This is a genomic window from Mucilaginibacter sediminis, assembly GCF_051903035.1.
In the GTDB taxonomy this organism is placed as follows: Bacteria; Bacteroidota; Bacteroidia; order Sphingobacteriales; family Sphingobacteriaceae; genus Mucilaginibacter.
In genome coordinates this window covers 5,419,894-5,437,460 of the sequence record NZ_CP170602.1, presented here as the reverse complement: position 1 = coordinate 5,437,460, position 17,567 = coordinate 5,419,894, and the positions used below count along the sequence as shown (strand labels likewise).

Annotated in this window: 7 protein-coding genes; 1 reads left to right on the top strand and 6 read right to left on the bottom strand. The window is 44.3% G+C overall.

Features of this window, described 5'->3' with window-relative positions:
• Positions 1–27: 27 nt before the first annotated feature.
• Positions 28–3,456 (bottom strand): gliding motility-associated C-terminal domain-containing protein, encoded by a 3,429-nt coding sequence (locus tag ACFGVS_RS22530; protein ID WP_439695671.1) that lies wholly within the window; start codon positions 3,454–3,456, stop codon positions 28–30.
• 49 nt (positions 3,457–3,505) lie between these two features.
• Positions 3,506–6,994, bottom strand: coding sequence for a gliding motility-associated C-terminal domain-containing protein (locus tag ACFGVS_RS22525; protein WP_439695670.1), 3,489 nt, complete (start codon positions 6,992–6,994; stop codon positions 3,506–3,508).
• Between the two features lie 126 nt (positions 6,995–7,120).
• Here ACFGVS_RS22525 and gcvP point away from each other — a divergent pair, with 126 nt between their 5' ends.
• Entirely contained in the window at positions 7,121–10,030 is a 2,910-nt protein-coding gene (gene gcvP / locus ACFGVS_RS22520) for an aminomethyl-transferring glycine dehydrogenase (protein ID WP_439695669.1), read from the top strand.
• Between the two features lie 89 nt (positions 10,031–10,119).
• Here the strand turns inward: gcvP and ACFGVS_RS22515 are convergent, their stop codons facing one another.
• The 4 genes from ACFGVS_RS22515 to ACFGVS_RS22500 all read right to left on the bottom strand — a co-directional run bounded on the left by ACFGVS_RS22515 (position 10,120) and on the right by ACFGVS_RS22500 (position 17,556).
• Entirely contained in the window at positions 10,120–11,649 is a 1,530-nt protein-coding gene (locus ACFGVS_RS22515) for a glycoside hydrolase family 32 protein (protein ID WP_439695668.1), read from the bottom strand.
• A gap of 98 nt (positions 11,650–11,747) precedes the next feature.
• Positions 11,748–13,454 carry a RagB/SusD family nutrient uptake outer membrane protein gene (locus ACFGVS_RS22510; RefSeq protein ID WP_439695667.1) on the bottom strand — a complete coding sequence of 569 codons (1,707 nt, stop codon included), beginning with the start codon at positions 13,452–13,454 and terminating at the stop codon, positions 11,748–11,750.
• 18 nt (positions 13,455–13,472) lie between these two features.
• Entirely contained in the window at positions 13,473–16,613 is a 3,141-nt protein-coding gene (locus tag ACFGVS_RS22505; RefSeq protein WP_090652125.1) for a SusC/RagA family TonB-linked outer membrane protein, read from the bottom strand.
• A 34-nt stretch (positions 16,614–16,647) separates the two neighbouring features.
• Positions 16,648–17,556, bottom strand: coding sequence for a carbohydrate kinase family protein (locus tag ACFGVS_RS22500; RefSeq protein ID WP_439695666.1), 909 nt, complete (start codon positions 17,554–17,556; stop codon positions 16,648–16,650).
• Positions 17,557–17,567: the final 11 nt, after the last annotated feature.

The window sequence follows — 17,567 nt, the reverse complement described above, 5'->3', positions numbered from 1 at the left end:
TCCGGCCTCAGGCTCCTGACCTCAGATTTACCTCAAAATAGTTAAGCTTCCTGATAACAGGTTACAGTTTTTATTCAGGTTGATAATATAATAGTAGGTGCCAACCGGCAGCGCTTTACCATTATAGGTACCGTTAAACGGTGTTGAATATCCTTTTGATTCAAACAGCTTTTGGCCGTTGCGGTTAAATACCTGTACTACAGCGGCAGGATAGCTTTCGATATTGCTGATCTTCCAGTAATCGTTATGGCCATCGCCATTGGGAGTAAAGGAATTGGCGATGCTAAGCGGAGATAAACCTACTGAAACTTTTACTTCTGTTTTTGGGCTTTCGCAAGTGCCGTTTACAGCACTCACAAAAAAGCTGCGATTTGCGATTGCAGATACTTTAAAACGCCCGCCGGTTTGTTCGGTTAATGGCGATGCACTATTAGCCTGGTCGTACAAACGGTAAACTACGTCGGCCCCGGCATTGTTTACAAAAAGAATGGCATCCCCCGGACTGCAAACCTGAATATCACTTACCAATGGCGCTGCCAAATCCTGCGTAATGTTTTGAATTTGGTAGTTAACATTTATGCTTCCGCATCTACTATCCGCAATATTTAATGTATATGAACCCTCTGCCAGATTTGAAATGCTGCTTGTTGTGCCTATTGATACACCGTTGGCATTGAGCCAGGTGTAAGTATAAGGTGGTAAGCCCCCGGCAACCGTTACGTTACTTACGTAACCGCTTTTCAATCCACATTGTTCGTTGCCTGTTTGCCCGTTATCAGTAACTTTTAGCTCGGGCAGCTGATTTACCTGGTAGGTGTTATAATAACTTTCGCACCCGTTTTGATCGGTTAAGTAAAGCTTATAGTTGCCGGCGGGCAAACCTGTTGCTCCGTGGTGCATGGCAACGTCAACCCCGGCGGCGTTAACCCACCTAACGGCCTTTATCAGGATATCCTGGTTTATCTGCAACGCGCCGTTGGCTGCACCGTAGCAGGCATCAATATGGTTAACGCTATAGGTTGAGGGAAATACGGTACCTGACTGCTCGGCCACCTGGTAAACCTTTGATTGTTTTTGGCAAAAAGCGTTGGATACCGTTAACTGGTAAGCACCAGCCGGTACGTTTTTTAAATCGGGGCTGCTGCCCACCAAGTTTCCATTGGTGTCTCGCCATTCATATTTAGTTCCGCCTGTTGCTGTAACTCCGATCACCGCGCCGTTTGCCTTACCGCAACTTGCGGGCGTTGTAGGATTGGGCGATTCGGTAACGGTTATGCCATTAATTTCTAAAATTTCTATGGCTTTGCTAAAAACAGGGGCGCATTGGCTATCATCCGTTACTTGCAAAGTATATTTGCCAGCTGGTTGTCCAGTTAGATCTTGCGTGGTGGCTACCTCTTGCTGCTGCTCGTTTTTCCAGGTAAAATGCCGGGTGCCGGTGCCGCCGGTAATTATTATGTTTTTTATAGAACCTATGGTTTGGCCGCAATTAGTGTTTATTATAATTGGTTTTGAATCGTCGATAGTTGGTCCGGTTGTCTTTTTAAGAACAATTGGGCCGTAAATTAATTGGCAATGATTTTTTACACCGGTAATAACCAGGGTATATTCATCTGGCGGTAAGTTATCGATGTCTATTTTATCGCCTATTTTGGTCCCTGCTTTATTTATCCAGACAAACCCAAGATCTTCCCCGGTGCTTACGGATGCCTGTAAGCCCAAAATTGAACCATTGGTATTACATACCGGCATTGTAGTTTTTATACCGGAGTCGTCTATTTTGGGATTGGGGTCAATAACAGTTATCCAATTTGATTGCCTGGAACAATTGCCGGATCCTATTTTTAATTTATAATTCCCAGGCGGCAAATCTTTAATATCTAAATTGTGCGATATCTCAACACCCTTGTCATTTATCCAGGTAACGCCAGCGGCATTGTAAAATTCAATACCCTCAATACTTCCATTATTTTTTCCGCAATCTGGTGGCGTTATCTTTAAATGATCGAGGTTAATTTCTGGCTGGGTAAAAAGCGAGGTATTATTATTATAAATAGATGAGGCAACTATCATTTGTGTTGGCGTATTGCCGGCGTACGTCCAATTGCCTTGTGCATCCGCATTGGTTGAAGCAAAATAATGGCGGGGGTCGCATCCGCAGGTACTAATATCATCATAAAATAACTCTATTTTTGCACCCGGTGTAGCCGTTCCTACAATTAACCCAGGTGTTATTTTCGTCATTTTTACAGATGGATGTTTTGGCACACCGGCAGCGTCTAAATCACTCTGTGTATCATAGCCGTGCTGCCCATCTATGTAAATACAAAAAATGCTGTTTTGTGAAATCAATACGCCTTTTTCGGACCCTTCCTGTATACCCCCGTAAAACATATTGCCGATAATATTGGGGTCACCAGGATTTGGTCCACCTACAATGGCACTGGTAACCCGATCAAGCACTATTCCATTAGGCTGTCTTGGTGGCAACTCGGTTTGATCTACCCAAAAGTTTGCGGTGCCGGTTTTATCAGTATTAAGCATATTGCCGGTTATAGTTACATTTCCCCGCCCCTGCACATTGATGCCTATGCTGTAATAATTAGCAAGCATATTATTATAAATTTTGCCGGTGGAAACTACAGGTAAATGCCCAACAAAACCCTCAATTACCTGTATTCGGCCTTTGTAGGAGTACATGTGCATGCTTGTTTTAGTCCCTGTAAAATCAACCCCCATTTTATTGCTCCCAATAGAGTAATTCCAACCGGTAGAAATTTTATCGTTATACAACCTTACAAATCCCTCAATTACGTTTCCCTGCGTTTCATCCCCGCCAATTGTGATATCATTACAATTCAGGATGTCCACACTGCCTGTTGAACATTGGTAACCATCCGGAAACAAACCCAATATTGACGATTGCAAGGTGATTTTTTGAGTGTTTTCTGCCGTAAAAATACCGCTTTCCATCAGGCAGTGATACACGCCTATATTGCTGCTATTTGATACCAGGATATAACCGACGCTATTGCGATAAAAATTGGTACTTGCAAGATAAAAGCCATTGATGATTACATCATGTACATTATCACATTTAAACACACATAAATCATAACCAATGGAGGGATATTGCTGATCAATATTTACTATCTTAACTTTCGCTTCGCTAACGCCAAACTTTGCACCCGGCTGCGTACTGTCGTCTATAACCATATTCGAGCTAACATAAGGCAGCGCGTTATTTATGGTAATAGTTCTGGCGACAATAGTAGTACCGGGCAAATTAAAATTAATAAAATCCTTCTCTGCGCTGCCGTTGGCTGCAGCTTTAGTTAATGCCTCACGCAAAGTTCCCGGCCCGCTATCGGCATTGCTGGTAACTACAAATACGGCCGCAGTTGCCTGCCGGCAAAGCAATGTAAACAACATAATAAACAGACACTTGCAACGCATTGTTATTAGTCTTTAGGATTTTACCACCTTCACACATCCAATAATCATCCTACCTGACAATAGTTAAACTGCCCGAGAGCAGGCTGCATGGGGTATTTAAATTGATAATATAATAATACACGCCCGGCGGCAATAGCTGATTGTTGAATTTCCCGGCAAAAACGGTTGCATACTCTTTGGATTCGAATACCTTTTGACCGTAGCGGTTAAACACCTGTACCAGCGAGCCTGGAAATTTCTCAAGACTTTCTATGTTCCAGTAGTCATTTATACCATCGCCATTGGGGCTAAATGAGTTTGGTTTTTTAACATCTACGTGCACTACCTCAATATGGGTTTGTGTCCGGTTGCTTTCGCAGCTGCCAATGCTATAGTTGATGTAAAAATCACTGGTTTCAGTAATAGATAAAGTGAATTTACCCGTTGTGTTAGTTGAAAGCGGCAGAGTAGATGTAGCATCTGCATACAATTTATAAGTACCCGCAACCGGGTTTTGTACGCTGATGGTAACTGTTTCCGGATCGCAGATCCGTTGATTATTAACAACGGGCGGATCGGGCGTAAACTTATTATTACTAACTGCACGATCTACGGTAAGCGGGATGGCGCATGCCGTATTATCCGTAACAACCAGCGAGTAATTTCCCTCTCCTACACTTTTCAGGTCTTTATCCGTGCCAACAACGGCATTGTTAACAGTATTGGTCCAGGTATATTTGTAAGGAGGCACGCCGCCTGTTACATCAACACCGGTAATGCTCCCAAATAGCTGATCGCACTGATCAGGATTGGAAATGGGATTGTTTAGCGACGAAAACTGTAAAAGCGGCGTTACTTTTACTTCTAAATTGTTTACCAGTACACTTGGGCAACCATATTTATCGGTTACATTAAGTGTATAAAAACCCGCCGCTAAACCACTTATACTTGGCGAATTACTAATCAAAGTACCATCCTGCTTTATCCACTGGTATGATACCGGGATTACTTTTCCTTCAATCTCCAGGTTAATTGCCCCGTTATCTAATCCGCAGGTGGTGGCAACACTCGCCAGGCTCTTAATGGTAAATACTTCCGGCGTTAGCCTGTTAACGGTAAAATATCCATCATTGCTACATTTGGTTACCGTGTTAACCGCGTTGAGACGATAAGTACCATCGGCGAGGTTAAAAATATCTAAATTGCTTTGATTGGTGGTAATTGGGTTTCCTTGTGGATCGTACCATTGATACAGGTCGGCATTTTGAACATATACACTTGTTATTGCACCATTATTGGCGCCACATTTGGCCGGAGTAATAGAACCTCCGCTAATATTTACAGAATTGGTTTCCTGGATAAAAATAGGAGGCGTTGAATACGGGCTGCATTCGCTTTGGTCATACAGCGTGAGGGTGTAGTAGCCCCCTTTAACTTTTACCAGGTTTTTGGTAGTAGCCACCACTACCCCGGCATCATTTGTCCATTTATAGGTTAATGTGCCTATGCCTACTGTTGTTGTTATATTGCTGATACCGCCATCGGCAATGCCGCACCGCGCGGGGGCAACCTGCATAGTCGAAAGATCATAGTCCGGACCCGGTTTGGCTTTAATAGTGACAGCCGGCGATGAGGTAACCGCACAACCGGCCTCGTCATAAATAGTAACGGTATAAGTGCCCTCGGGTAAATTGGCGGCCTTATCTGTCGATTTTATCAGGCCCGCCTTATCTTTCCAGGCAAAGGTTACGTTACCTGTACCACCCGTAAAATTGACATCAAACGGGAACGACTTTTGCCGACACTGGGGCGTAGGCACAATTACATTCTGTATTTTTATCCGCAGGTCTTTTATTTCAAACAGTTGTGTTGTTTTTTGACAGCCACCCGGATATTGAACGGTTAACTGGTAAGTACCGGGCAACAGGTTTTTTATATTCTGAGCGTCGCCTATTGGCGTTAATGATCCATTGGTTTCTTTTTTATCCCAGTGGAATAATAGTCCGGTACGGGGTTGCTGTATGGTTACACTCCCCTGGTAAGCACAGGTATAATTTTTTACAACCACATCATTATCCTGTATCACCAATGACGAAAATGGCGAAGTATTATTATTGGCATCCGTAGCTGTGGCAATAACAGCCTTGCCAAAAGCACCCGAATAACTCCATGCCCCGCTTGCGCTTGATGTCACCGTGGTTATGTAGGTTTTACCCTGGCATATATTGCCGCAATCGTCCGACAAAAACAATTCGATTTTGCAATTTGGCGTTGCAATACCCGATACAGCAGTGCCGCTAAAATTAAGTACCTGCACAAACGGAACCTGATAATTATTGGTTAAAACGCTTATGCCATAATCGCTGTTGCAAAAAATGCTGTTGTGCGTAATTAGTGTATGCGTGCTGTTTAAAGCTTCGATGCCATAAAAGTTATAGCCTATATAATTAATATCGGCGGCAGTGCCGCCTATGGTACCAGACGAACTTGTACCGGCATGAATACCCTCACCATTGCCAAGGCCTTTGGTTCCGGTAATATCTGTTCCTATTTTGTTGCCCGTTATTTTAAACGTGGCGTTCTCGATATAAATGCCGCAATAGCGCTGGCCCGATATTAAGTTGGAAGTAACGTTTAGCGTTGTATTTGACGAGTTAACGTTAATGCCATAAGCTTTAATAAACGCGCTTTGTTGCAAAAGCGGGATATTTTTAAAATCGGCTTTGCCGGTATAATCGGTGCCTATTTTGTTGTTTTGTATGGTTATGGTATTGGCTACCCCGTAATAATAAGCCCGCGCTATATTAATACCGGTAACATTGGCCGCTATCACATTACCCATACCGGCATCCGTGCCACCTATCAAACCATCTTTATCTAAAGTAAGGTTAATGCCGGTATAATTACTGGCAGCGGTAAAGCCATCATCAAGTAAACCAATTATGTTACTTTGAATTTGGATATCTGAAGCGCCTACGGCATAATAATAGGAGGTGTTATAAATCCCGTTAATGTTGCCGCAAAAAACATTTCCTTTGCCAGGCGCCCCTATAATAATCCCGCTTACATCTCCTTCCATCATTAAGCCCGAGCCCTGGCTAAGGTCGGCAGTGGCCAAACTGTTAATTTTAGCAAAGTTGCGAATGTACAATCCGTATATGGCAATTTTTGTGGCTGGTGCGCCACCTGCATTTACCTCGCCATTAATATTTAAAGCATTAAAATAAACAGGAGAGGTTTCGGGCTCAATAATCACCTTGGCGTTTGATACCCCGAATGCAATACCCGGTTGCGTAGTACCGTCGATAGTAACGTTGGAGGTAATAAACGGCAACTGGCTTTTTAACCTGATGGTACGATCGGATACCAAACTACCGGGTAAATTAAACCGGATGATATCGGGAGTAGCGGTGCCGTTGCCTGCTGCTACCGCAAGTGCTTCGCGAAGCGTACCGGGCCCTGTATCGGCATTACTGGCTACCACGATGGTGGCTGCAAAATTAAAATTGCTTAATAAAAACAGTATAGCTACTAATAGTAAAAATTTCTTAGCAAACATGATAAGTATAAGTCTGTTAAAGATATAAAATTTCTCTGTAAATGCTTTGTCAATATCATATTACGCAATTGTTACTCATATTGTAAAATCGTACCTTTGCGGTAAATTTAAGGGGACGACTATTTCATGAAGCTTAACGCAGATTACCAGGAACAATTCCAGTCAAGGCATATTGCTCCAAATGAGGCCGACACGGCAAAAATGTTAAAAACCATCGGTGTTAGCTCACTGGATGAACTGATAGCGCAAACCATTCCGGACCAGATCAGGCTTAAAAAACCGCTTGATTTGCCACCTGCGAAAAGCGAGTTTGACTACCTCACTACACTTAAACAAACATCGTTAAAAAACAAGGTATTTAAGTCGTTCATCGGCAAAGGTTATTATGATGTAATTGTGCCTGGTGTTATTCAGCGTAACATCCTCGAAAATCCCGGATGGTATACCCAATACACTCCGTACCAGGCCGAGATTGCGCAGGGCCGTTTACAGGCTTTGTTAAATTTCCAAACCATGGTTATTGACCTTACCGGGATGGAAATTGCCAATGCTTCCCTATTGGATGAAGGCACAGCCGCTGCCGAGGCTATGTTTATGCAGTACAGCCTGCGTAAAAACAATGCTGCCAATGTGTTCTTTGTATCCGAAGAACTGTTCCCGCAAACTATTGATATTTTAAAAACCCGCTCGGAGCCTTACGGCATTGAACTGCAAATAGGCGACCACCGCACGGTTGAATTAACCGACAATATGTTTGGCGCCATTGTACAATACCCTGCCGGTAAAGGCGCGGTGTATAATTACAAGGATTTTGCTGTTGCCGGTCACGAAAAAGGCATTAAACTAACCGTTGTTGCCGATATCATGAGCCTGGTATTGCTAACCCCTCCGGGTGAATGGGGTGCCGATATTGTTGTTGGCAGCACACAACGCTTTGGTGTACCAATGGGTTTTGGCGGCCCCCATGCCGCTTTTTTTGCTACTAAAGAAGAATACAAGCGCTCTATCCCTGGTCGTATCATCGGTGTAACCATCGATAGTGCCGGCAACTATGCTTTGCGCATGGCCTTGCAAACCCGCGAACAGCACATCCGCAGGGATAAAGCCACTTCAAACATTTGTACCGCGCAGGCATTATTGGCTATTATGGCCGGTATGTATGCCGTATACCATGGCCCTAAAGGTGTTGAACTTATTGCCGAAAGAATTCATGGCTTAACCATCCTGTTAGCTAAAGCACTTGGCGAATTAGGTTACAAACAACTGAACGAAAGTTACTTTGATACCCTGAAGTTCGACGTAGCCCATTTAGCCGGTCCTATCCACTCTGAAGCTTTGAACAACGAGATGAACCTGAACTACGAAGGTTCTATCGTTACCATTTCTGTTGATGAAACCACATCGCCCGAAGATATCAAAACCATTGTACGGTTCTTTGCCAAAGTATTGGGCAAAACCATTAACGATATTGATTTTGACGGATTAAAGGCTGATTTGGAAACTGTAATCCCGACTGAATTACAGCGCACATCAGCTTACTTAACCCACGGCCTGTTCAACTCGCACCATTCAGAACATGAAATGCTGCGTTATATCAAATCATTGGAAGCTAAGGATCTTTCGCTTTGCCATTCCATGATCGCTTTGGGTTCATGTACCATGAAACTAAATGCTACTACCGAAATGATCCCGGTTACCTGGAACCATTTCAGCAAAATTCACCCTTTTGCACCAACCGACCAGGTTGGCGGCTATATGCAACTGTTTGACGAGATTAACAACTGGCTGAGTGAGATCACCGGCTTCGCGGCCATGAGCTTACAGCCAAACGCAGGAGCACAAGGCGAATACGCCGGCCTGATGGTTATCCGCGCCTATCATCATGACAGGGGCGATACCCACCGTAATATCGCTTTAATTCCATCATCGGCACACGGCACCAACCCTGCATCTGCAGCTATGGCAGGTATGAAGATAGTGGTTGTTAAATGTGATGATAATGGTAACATTGACGTGGCCGATATGCGTGCCAAAGCCGAGCAATATAAAAACGAGCTATCGTGCTTAATGGTTACCTACCCATCTACCCATGGAGTATTTGAGGAATCGATCATCGAGATCTGCCAGATCATCCATGAAAATGGAGGCCAGGTTTATATGGATGGCGCCAACATGAACGCACAGGTAGGCTTAACCAGCCCGGCCAATATCGGTGCCGATGTTTGCCATTTAAACCTGCATAAAACTTTCTGTATCCCTCACGGTGGCGGTGGCCCCGGTATGGGCCCTATCGGCGTAGCTAAACACCTGGTGCCTTATTTACCAGGTCACGCTGTAGTTGATATCGACAGGGGTAAATCTATCCACGCGGTATCTGCAGCACCATGGGGTTCGGCATCTATACTGATCATCTCTCATGCTTACATAGCCATGATGGGCAGCGAAGGGTTAACTAATGCAACCCGCTACGCTATCCTGAATGCCAACTATATTAAAACCCGTTTAGAAAGCCATTTCCCGGTATTATATACCGGTGCCAATGGCCGTTGCGCACACGAAATGATCCTGGATTGCCGCTCGTTTAAACCGTTCGGTATCGAGGTTACAGATATTGCCAAACGCTTAATGGATTACGGTTTCCACGCGCCAACTGTATCGTTCCCGGTTGCGGGTACGGTGATGGTTGAGCCAACCGAATCGGAACCTAAACATGAGCTCGACCGTTTCTGTGATGCCATGATAGCTATCCGCCATGAAATTGCCGATGTTGCCAGTGGCGTGTTAGATAAAACAGACAACCCGTTAAAAAATGCGCCGCACACGGTAGCCGTAATTACCGGCAATGAATGGGAACATCCGTACACCCGCCAAAAAGCGGCATTCCCGCTGCCTTACGTTGCGGCCTTTAAATTCTGGCCATCAGTAGGCAGGGTTAATGATACTTATGGCGATAGAACGCTCATTTGCTCATGCCCGCCGTTAACCGATTACGAGTTTGAAGAAAGCGAAGTGACCACCCCGGAATACGGAACCTGAGATCGGCGTTAAAAACCGGATGCTATAAAAGAAAAAGACCGTCATCAAAAGTGGCGGTCTTTTCATTTACTTTAGATTTGTGGAATATTCTACTTCCAAATCGACTTCAAACCTGTAATGGAAAGCGTATTTAATTTCAACTTTCCACCTACATTTATAGCCAGGCCTGTGAAATCTTCATTCGGGAAATAAACAGCAGTCATGGTGGTTAAGCCTCCATCAGCAAAAAGCTCAACGGATGCTTTATCAACTACAATGGTCAGGTCGACGCTTTTTGATGTACTCAATCTTGGGGCTGTAAACCGGCCCGAAAACTCTTTTTGAAAATCCACCTTACCTGATTTTGTCCTGTCGATAAAATACTGTCCCTTAACATCATCATACCCAATTAACACTTCCTCTCCTTTTTTGTTGGATAGCTTAATGGTGTAGCCTTTTAACTGAGCAAGGGCTAACTTTAAAATGTATTGGCTTTTTAACTTATTCACCTTGTCGGTTAACTCAAGTGTTTTATTAACTGCTACGTTTTTTGATACAGCTGTATTGGCACTTATATTAACTAACTCAGGAACCGGCGCCGACGCGATGACGATGCCTTGTTTACTTTGCTTTAAACGCAAATCGCGCGGAATGGTCATGGCGTTGCGCCATTTTTGAGTGGGTACCTGGTTTGCATATTCCCAGTTGCTCATCCAGCCCAGGAAAATTTTACGGCTGCCGGTATTGCTCCAGGTAATGCCTGCATACTCATCAGGGCCATAATCCAGCCAGCGGGTTTGGGTATCCATTGGCGTAAACTGGTGTCCATTAAAGTCCCCCACAAAATATTGCGTGGCCGAGCCCCCGTTAGGACCTCCGGGGTTGAGGTTTACCACCAGTATCCAGTATGTTTTGCCGTTCAGCTTTAAAGGGAACAGGTCGGGGCACTCCCATACCCCGCCGTGCGCTCCCTCTCTTAAACCAAACTCACTCTCCTTTTTCCAGGTTTTTAAATCAGGTGCCGAGTAAAAGGTAATATGATCTTTAGTGGCCAGGGTCATTACCCATTTTTTTTGTTTGGCGTACCACATCACTTTAGGATCTCTGAAATCTTTGATCCCCGGATTTTTAAGTACCGGGTTGCCGGCATATTTTGTCCAGGTGGTCCCTTCATCCAGGCTGTATGCAATGCTTTGGTTCTGAAAAACTTCCGTTCCTGCTTTTTCTCCCTTCGGATCATGGTGGGTAAAGATGGCTACCATCGGAATTTTTCCTTTTTTGCCAAAACCCGAAGTATTATTAGAGTCAACTACGGCGCTGCCCGAGAAAATATACCCCAGGCTATCCGGATATAAAGCGATAGGCAGTTCTTTCCAATGTACCAGGTCCTTACTTACCGCGTGCCCCCAATGCATTGGTCCCCAAATAATATCGTTTGGATAATATTGGAAAAACAAATGATAAGTATGGTTAAAGTAAACCATCCCGTTAGGATCATTTACCCAATGCTGCTCCGGCGAAAAATGCACCTGTGGGCGGTGGGGTTCCTGGCGGCTTATTCCCGATTTATCCTGCGCTTTACTAACCATGGTAATCATCATAAAGGCCGTCAGTAACCTGACGCCGGTTTTTGTTTTCATAATTGAAGTTCTTTTAATTTAGGCAGATGAACTTTAGTGCGTATTAAAGGCGCCCCGGCATAATTATAAAACCGGGGCCCCAATATATCTTAACAAATTTAATACCCCGGGTTTTGTTTGTACAACCCGTTGGTAAATGTAATTTCTGATTGTGGTATAGGCAGGTACTCGTCCCGGCCTGCCGTAAATTTAGCGGTAGCCAGGAATGTTCTCCTCCCCTTTTCAATATTGATATAGTCGTTCAAGGTTTTTTCGGCAATACCCCATCTTACTAAATCAAAAAAACGTGCTCCTTCTGTGGCAAACTCCAGTCGTCTTTCCCATTGCAGCGCTTTGCGGGCATAATCCTGTGTCCAATTAGCAATACTATAAGCTTTAACGTTATAGTTGGATGGAAAGGTGCCATCTATTTTTTTAAGCCGACCGGTGCTTGCCGCCGCGCGGTTTCTTATTTGATTAATGAGTGGCAAAGCGCTTGCCTGTTGCCCCAACTCAATATAAGCTTCGGCCTGCATGAGCAATACGTCATCGTACCTGATGATATCATAATTTTTTGCCGACCCCATGAACGGACCAAGCTTGAAGTATGATGAACTGGTAGCCAATTGCTGGTTACGCATGGTGTGGAAGTTTCCGTAAACACCAGGATCACGCACCCAGCTGTTGCTAAATGGCTTTGTGTTGTCGTACTTATACGGATGGCCGTCAATACCAACGGTATGGTCTAACCTGGGGTCAACGGTCACTTTTGTTAAATCGGCTATAGTGGTGTTAAATGTATCAAAGTTAGGCAAACCATTAACATCGGTGGTATACGCGTTCACCAGGTTCTGACTTGCAGCATGAAAACCGCAGCAGCCGTACTGGGGGGCGCCATGCGGATAATTTAAACCATCCTCAAAATTCATACGGCCGGCGGTAGTTCCGTCATTAATGGTAAACTGGATCGCGAATACCGACTCGGGGCCGTTTTCAGTTTCCGGTAAAAAATTATCAGCAATATCGCTGCTTAATGAATATTTGCCCGAAGCGATTACAGCCTGTGTAAGATCAACCACCTGCTGTAACCTTGTTTTATTGATATTGGTTACATGATGCTTATCGTCCTGTTCATAAGCCTGGTATAACCTCAGTTTCGCTAAATAAGCCTGGGCGTTTAATTTATTTGCCCTCGCCAGTTCGGGCTGAGTAACCGGCAAATTATCAATAGCGTATTGAAAATCGGCTGCAATTTTATTCCATGCATCCTCATTTGATAACGTGTTTGAAACTTTCAGGATATCATCCGCCGTCGCGTTTTCATCAAAAATTGGAATATTTTTATACAACAGTTTCATGGTAAAATAGCTGTGGGCACGTAAAAATCTCAACTCGGCCAAACGTGTTTTCTTATTAGGGTAATCTGCATCAGAGAGCGAATTAACTGCCCTTAGCGCCACATTTGCCCTTGAAATAGATTTGAACAAATTTTTCCAGGTACGTGAAACAAAGGCATCCATTGATGGGGTTACCAGGTTGTAATGCTCCAGCGCGTCAACTTCGCCAACATCACCGGTACCGCCGCCGCCTTTATAGGCGTCATCTGAGCGAACGCTGCCGTAAGCCCAATCGCTGTATATGGGGCCTATCATGTCGCCGTTGCCAATAGCGGCATAGGCTGCGGTTACCAAACCTTCAATAGCGGTTGGTGTTTTTAAATCTGATGAAGACAACACACCCTTTGGTGTATAGTCTAACGCCTTTTTACATGAACTGAAGATGATCAGTCCGGATAAAACAGCTGTGAAAAATATTTTTGCTTTCATACTGAATAGTTTATATCGTTAAAATGATGCGTTGATACCAAAACTGAAAACTTTAGGAATTGGAACCGGACCAAGGTCAATCCTTTCAGGATCGGGGCTTAAATAGCTTTTGCTTTTCAACGTAAACACGTTTTCGGCCATCGCAAACACTCTTAGCCTGGTAAATACCGCTTTAGGCACAATAGTGTACCCAATTTGAATGTTGCGGAGTTTAAAGTAAGATGTGTTTACAATAAAGTAATCAGAAGTGCGGCCTTCGTTGTTATTATCTTTGAGTGTTAATGCAGGTACATTGGTATTGGTATGCTGTGGTGTCCATCCGCCAAATACACCGGGGCCAACATTTTCGCGGCTATGCATCAGGTTATTGTACAGGGTATATACATCAAACCCTTTGCGGCCGGCAACACCCGAACCAAATATAGACAGGTCGAATTTTTTGTAGGTTAAATCAATCCGTGCACCATACTCCAAAGCGGGTAGCGTAGTTCCTATCCAGGTTTGATCGTTGGCATCAATTTTTCCGTCGTGGTTTACATCAACATACTTTATTCTGCCCGGCCCTGCGCCAATTTGTGTTGGGGCAGCATCCACTTCGGCCTGCGATTGGAAAAGACCGGCAGTTTTATATCCAAATATGTCAAACTGCGAATGTCCTATAATGGTATTGGCTATGTTACCCGGATAGGCCGGCCTAACATTCTCAGGCAAATCAGTGATTTTGTCTCTGAAGTGCGAAAAGTTTAAAGTTACATTGTAATTAAAATCGCCTGATTGTTGGCCATGATAGGTTACTAAAAACTCCCAGCCTTTATTGCTTTTTGAGGCTCCGTTAACTGTTTTTGATTGCCCTTCGCCCAATGCCGATGCAATTGGTGGTGTAATCAGGATTCCTGTGGTTCTGCGGGTAAAATAGTCAAATGATCCCGAGATCTTATCGTTTAGGATGGCAAAGTCAAGCCCGGCATTTAGCTCTTCGGTAGATTCCCATTTTAGGCCTGGATTGGCAGCCTGGGTTTGCACAAAGCCCGAAGGTAACGATCCTGTATTGGCACCAGAAAGTGAGTAAGCAGTACCAACATTCATGTACTGCTCCCAAAAGCCCGGGGTTAACTGATTTTGAGTGGTACCATAGCGGGTATCATAAAGCGCGAAGCGCGATTGATCGCCAATTTCCTGGTTACCTACACGGCCCACACCTGCCCTTAGTTTTAATTCCGAAAAGATAGTGTTGTTTTTCATGAAGCTTTCCTGGTCAATTTTCCAACCGAAGGAAGCTGACGGGAAAATACCATATTGGTTGTTTGAACCAAACCTTGATGAACCGTCGCGGCGTATGGTTACCGAGGCTAAGTATTTACCGGCATAATTATAATCTAACCGCGAAAACTGCGAAAACAAGCTATTCCCGGTAGAGCGGCCGGTAACTATAGTATTGCCTGTACCGGCATCTAAGGTAAAATAATCTTCGGTTTGTATGGCGTAGCCTTGTTTAAGGGTGGTCTGAAAATCGGTAAAGGTTTTAATATACTCGGTACCAACCAATAATTTAAAATGGTTGTTGGTGGTTAAATCGTAGTTATACCTTAACGTGTTTGAAAAAGTAGTGCTCAGGTAATGGTTCTGGTCAAAAAACAAGCTATTGGTTGTACGCGCCAGGGCACCTTCCTGGAAAGTTGGTGTTATCACCTTATTCAGGTAATTTGAATTATCGGCACCAAAATTCGATTTGAAATACAGGTTTTTAATGGGTTGTATTTCTAAAAAAACATTACCAAATGTATTTACCCGGTTAGCATTGTTCCACTTGGCTAAATCCTGCATGTGCAGCGGGTTATTCCTGTCAGAGTATCCCGCGCCAGATTCGCCTGCATAAGTAACACCATCTTTTTGGTATACTGGTATAGTAGGGGCCAGTGTTACCGCCAAAAAGGTGGTTGCCGCGCCGCCCAAATCTGTGGTAGTAAGCGTCTCGTTTGAGTTGGTTATTTTTAAGTTTACGCCAAAAGTAGCTTTGTTGTCAAAGGCGCGTACCACACCGTTAATGCTACCTGTAGTACGGTTGTATTTTGTAAACCTAACAAGGCCGGTGTTTTTGATGTTGCCAAAGTTAATTTCAAGTGATGCGTTTTTGTTGCCTACCGATGCTGTGAAATCATTGTTATAAACCATGGCTGTTTTATACAATACACTTTGCCAATCGGTATTGCCGGCAGGGGTATTAGGGTCGCCACCTACAAATTGTTTGGGGGTAACACTGTTTAAAACCGGGTTGTTATAATTACCGTTCCAGTTAAAAGTGTATATATCGCCATAACCGGCAGCCGGGTCCTGGCCATCGTTTACAGATGCCTGCCATAGCGCCTTACCTCTGTCTGTCGAATTCAGCATTTTAAACCGCAACGATTTTTCTGACTGGACAGATGTACTGTTATTAAACTGGAACAGGACTTTGCCCTGGGTATTGCCGCCGTTTTTTGTGGTAACAATGATAACGCCATTGGATGCTCTTGACCCGTAAATCGACTCAGACGAAGCATCCTTAAGTACCTGTACCGATGCGATGTTTGAAGGTGATAAATTTTGAAAAACTTCGGGCCTGGTGGTGGGTATACCATCAATAACATATAAAGGGTTGTTATTGCCCAAAGTATTTGCCCCTCTGATCAGGATCCTGCTGGTTGAACCGTTGGCCGATCCATCTTTTTCGATGTACAAACCGGCAACCCTGCCCTGTAAAGCCTGCATGGTATTACCCGAGCTGTTGTTTTTTACCGGTGCTAAATCAACAACGGCCACGGCGCCCGTCAGGTCTTTCTTCCTTTCGGATGTGTAACCGGTTACTACTACCTCATTCAAGGTGGTTGCGGCATCTTTAAATACCACATCAAGTACTTTGGTATCGGCGGCAACTGTTACAAGTATCGGTTTGGTGCCCACATATGAAAACCTGATAGATTGCCCGGTTGCTGCCGTGATGCTGAATTTTCCGCTGGCATCTGATAGCGTTGATTTTTGGGTTTCAACAACCACGATGGTAACGCCATCCATTGGTTTTGATGCGTTATCCAGCACAGTCCCGGTAATGACGCGGGATTGCGCGTATCCCTTACTTATGAGCAGCATAAGCAGGGAACAAATAAGTAATAATTTTCTCATTGGTTTTTAATTAAGTTTATTAGGTATGGTTTATTTAAAATAATTGGCTTTTAAAGTCTTGATAATCTGTTATTTTATAATCGGGACAACCTCCTTTCTTTGTTGCAATAAAGCCACCCATCGCTATTGCGTTTTTTAATAAGGTTTCCGGCGGTACGCCGTTATAATGGTTGGCAATAAACGCGGCCAAAAAAGAATCGCCGCTGCCAATGGTGTCTGTAACTTTTACTTCGCGGCCGGCAACATGGTATGCCTTATCCTGCTTGTAGTACGATGCCCCAAACTCCCCCTTGGTAACTACAATCTCGGGGATGTTAAAATGGTCTTGTATAAACCTGATCTGTTCCGATTCTTTGCCGAACGATCCCCTGAAAAGGCCCTGCACCATTTCCAGTTCGGCCTGGTTAAATTTTACAATATCTGCTTTGCGCAAAAGCTCTTCCAGCAAATCGCGGCTGAAAAAAGGCGGGCGCAGGTTAATATCAAATACTTTAATAGCATCGCTGGCCAACAATTCAAACAGGGTATTGCGCGATACGCTGTTACGCGATGCCAGGCTGCCATACACCAGGTAGGTTGATGGCTGCAACTGGCTGATGATATGCTCGCTATCGCTTATAAAATCCCAGGCCACGGGGAAAACTATCTCGTATGATACCTCGTTGCCATTGTTCATTTTGGCAATTACCTGGCTGGTTGGGTGCTCCGTATCGGTTTGCAGTAAATGTTTGGGTATTCCCCAGCCGTCCATCAAGTTTTCCAGCTTGTGGCCGTTGGCATCGTTGCCTATTTTGCTCACCAGGCTGGTGGGCATGCCCAGTTTATTCAGGTGATACGCCACATTAAGCAATGCGCCGCCGGGCTGCGGGCCATCGGGCAATACATCCCAAAGGATTTCGCCGTAGCAAATGGCCGGGGTTGTTATGTTTGTTTGCGGGGTCATCGTCATTTCAA

Excerpts from the sequence above, each read along its gene's own strand:
- ACFGVS_RS22530 (WP_439695671.1), bottom strand. The coding sequence starts at position 3,456 with ATGCGTTGCAAGTGTCTGTTTATTATGTTGTTTACATTGCTTTGCCGG.
- ACFGVS_RS22525 (WP_439695670.1), bottom strand. The coding sequence starts at position 6,994 with ATGTTTGCTAAGAAATTTTTACTATTAGTAGCTATACTGTTTTTATTA.
- gcvP (WP_439695669.1), top strand. The coding sequence starts at position 7,121 with ATGAAGCTTAACGCAGATTACCAGGAACAATTCCAGTCAAGGCATATT.
- ACFGVS_RS22515 (WP_439695668.1), bottom strand. The coding sequence starts at position 11,649 with ATGAAAACAAAAACCGGCGTCAGGTTACTGACGGCCTTTATGATGATT.
- ACFGVS_RS22510 (WP_439695667.1), bottom strand. The coding sequence starts at position 13,454 with ATGAAAGCAAAAATATTTTTCACAGCTGTTTTATCCGGACTGATCATC.
- ACFGVS_RS22505 (WP_090652125.1), bottom strand. The coding sequence starts at position 16,613 with ATGAGAAAATTATTACTTATTTGTTCCCTGCTTATGCTGCTCATAAGT.
- ACFGVS_RS22500 (WP_439695666.1), bottom strand. The coding sequence starts at position 17,556 with ATGACCCCGCAAACAAACATAACAACCCCGGCCATTTGCTACGGCGAA.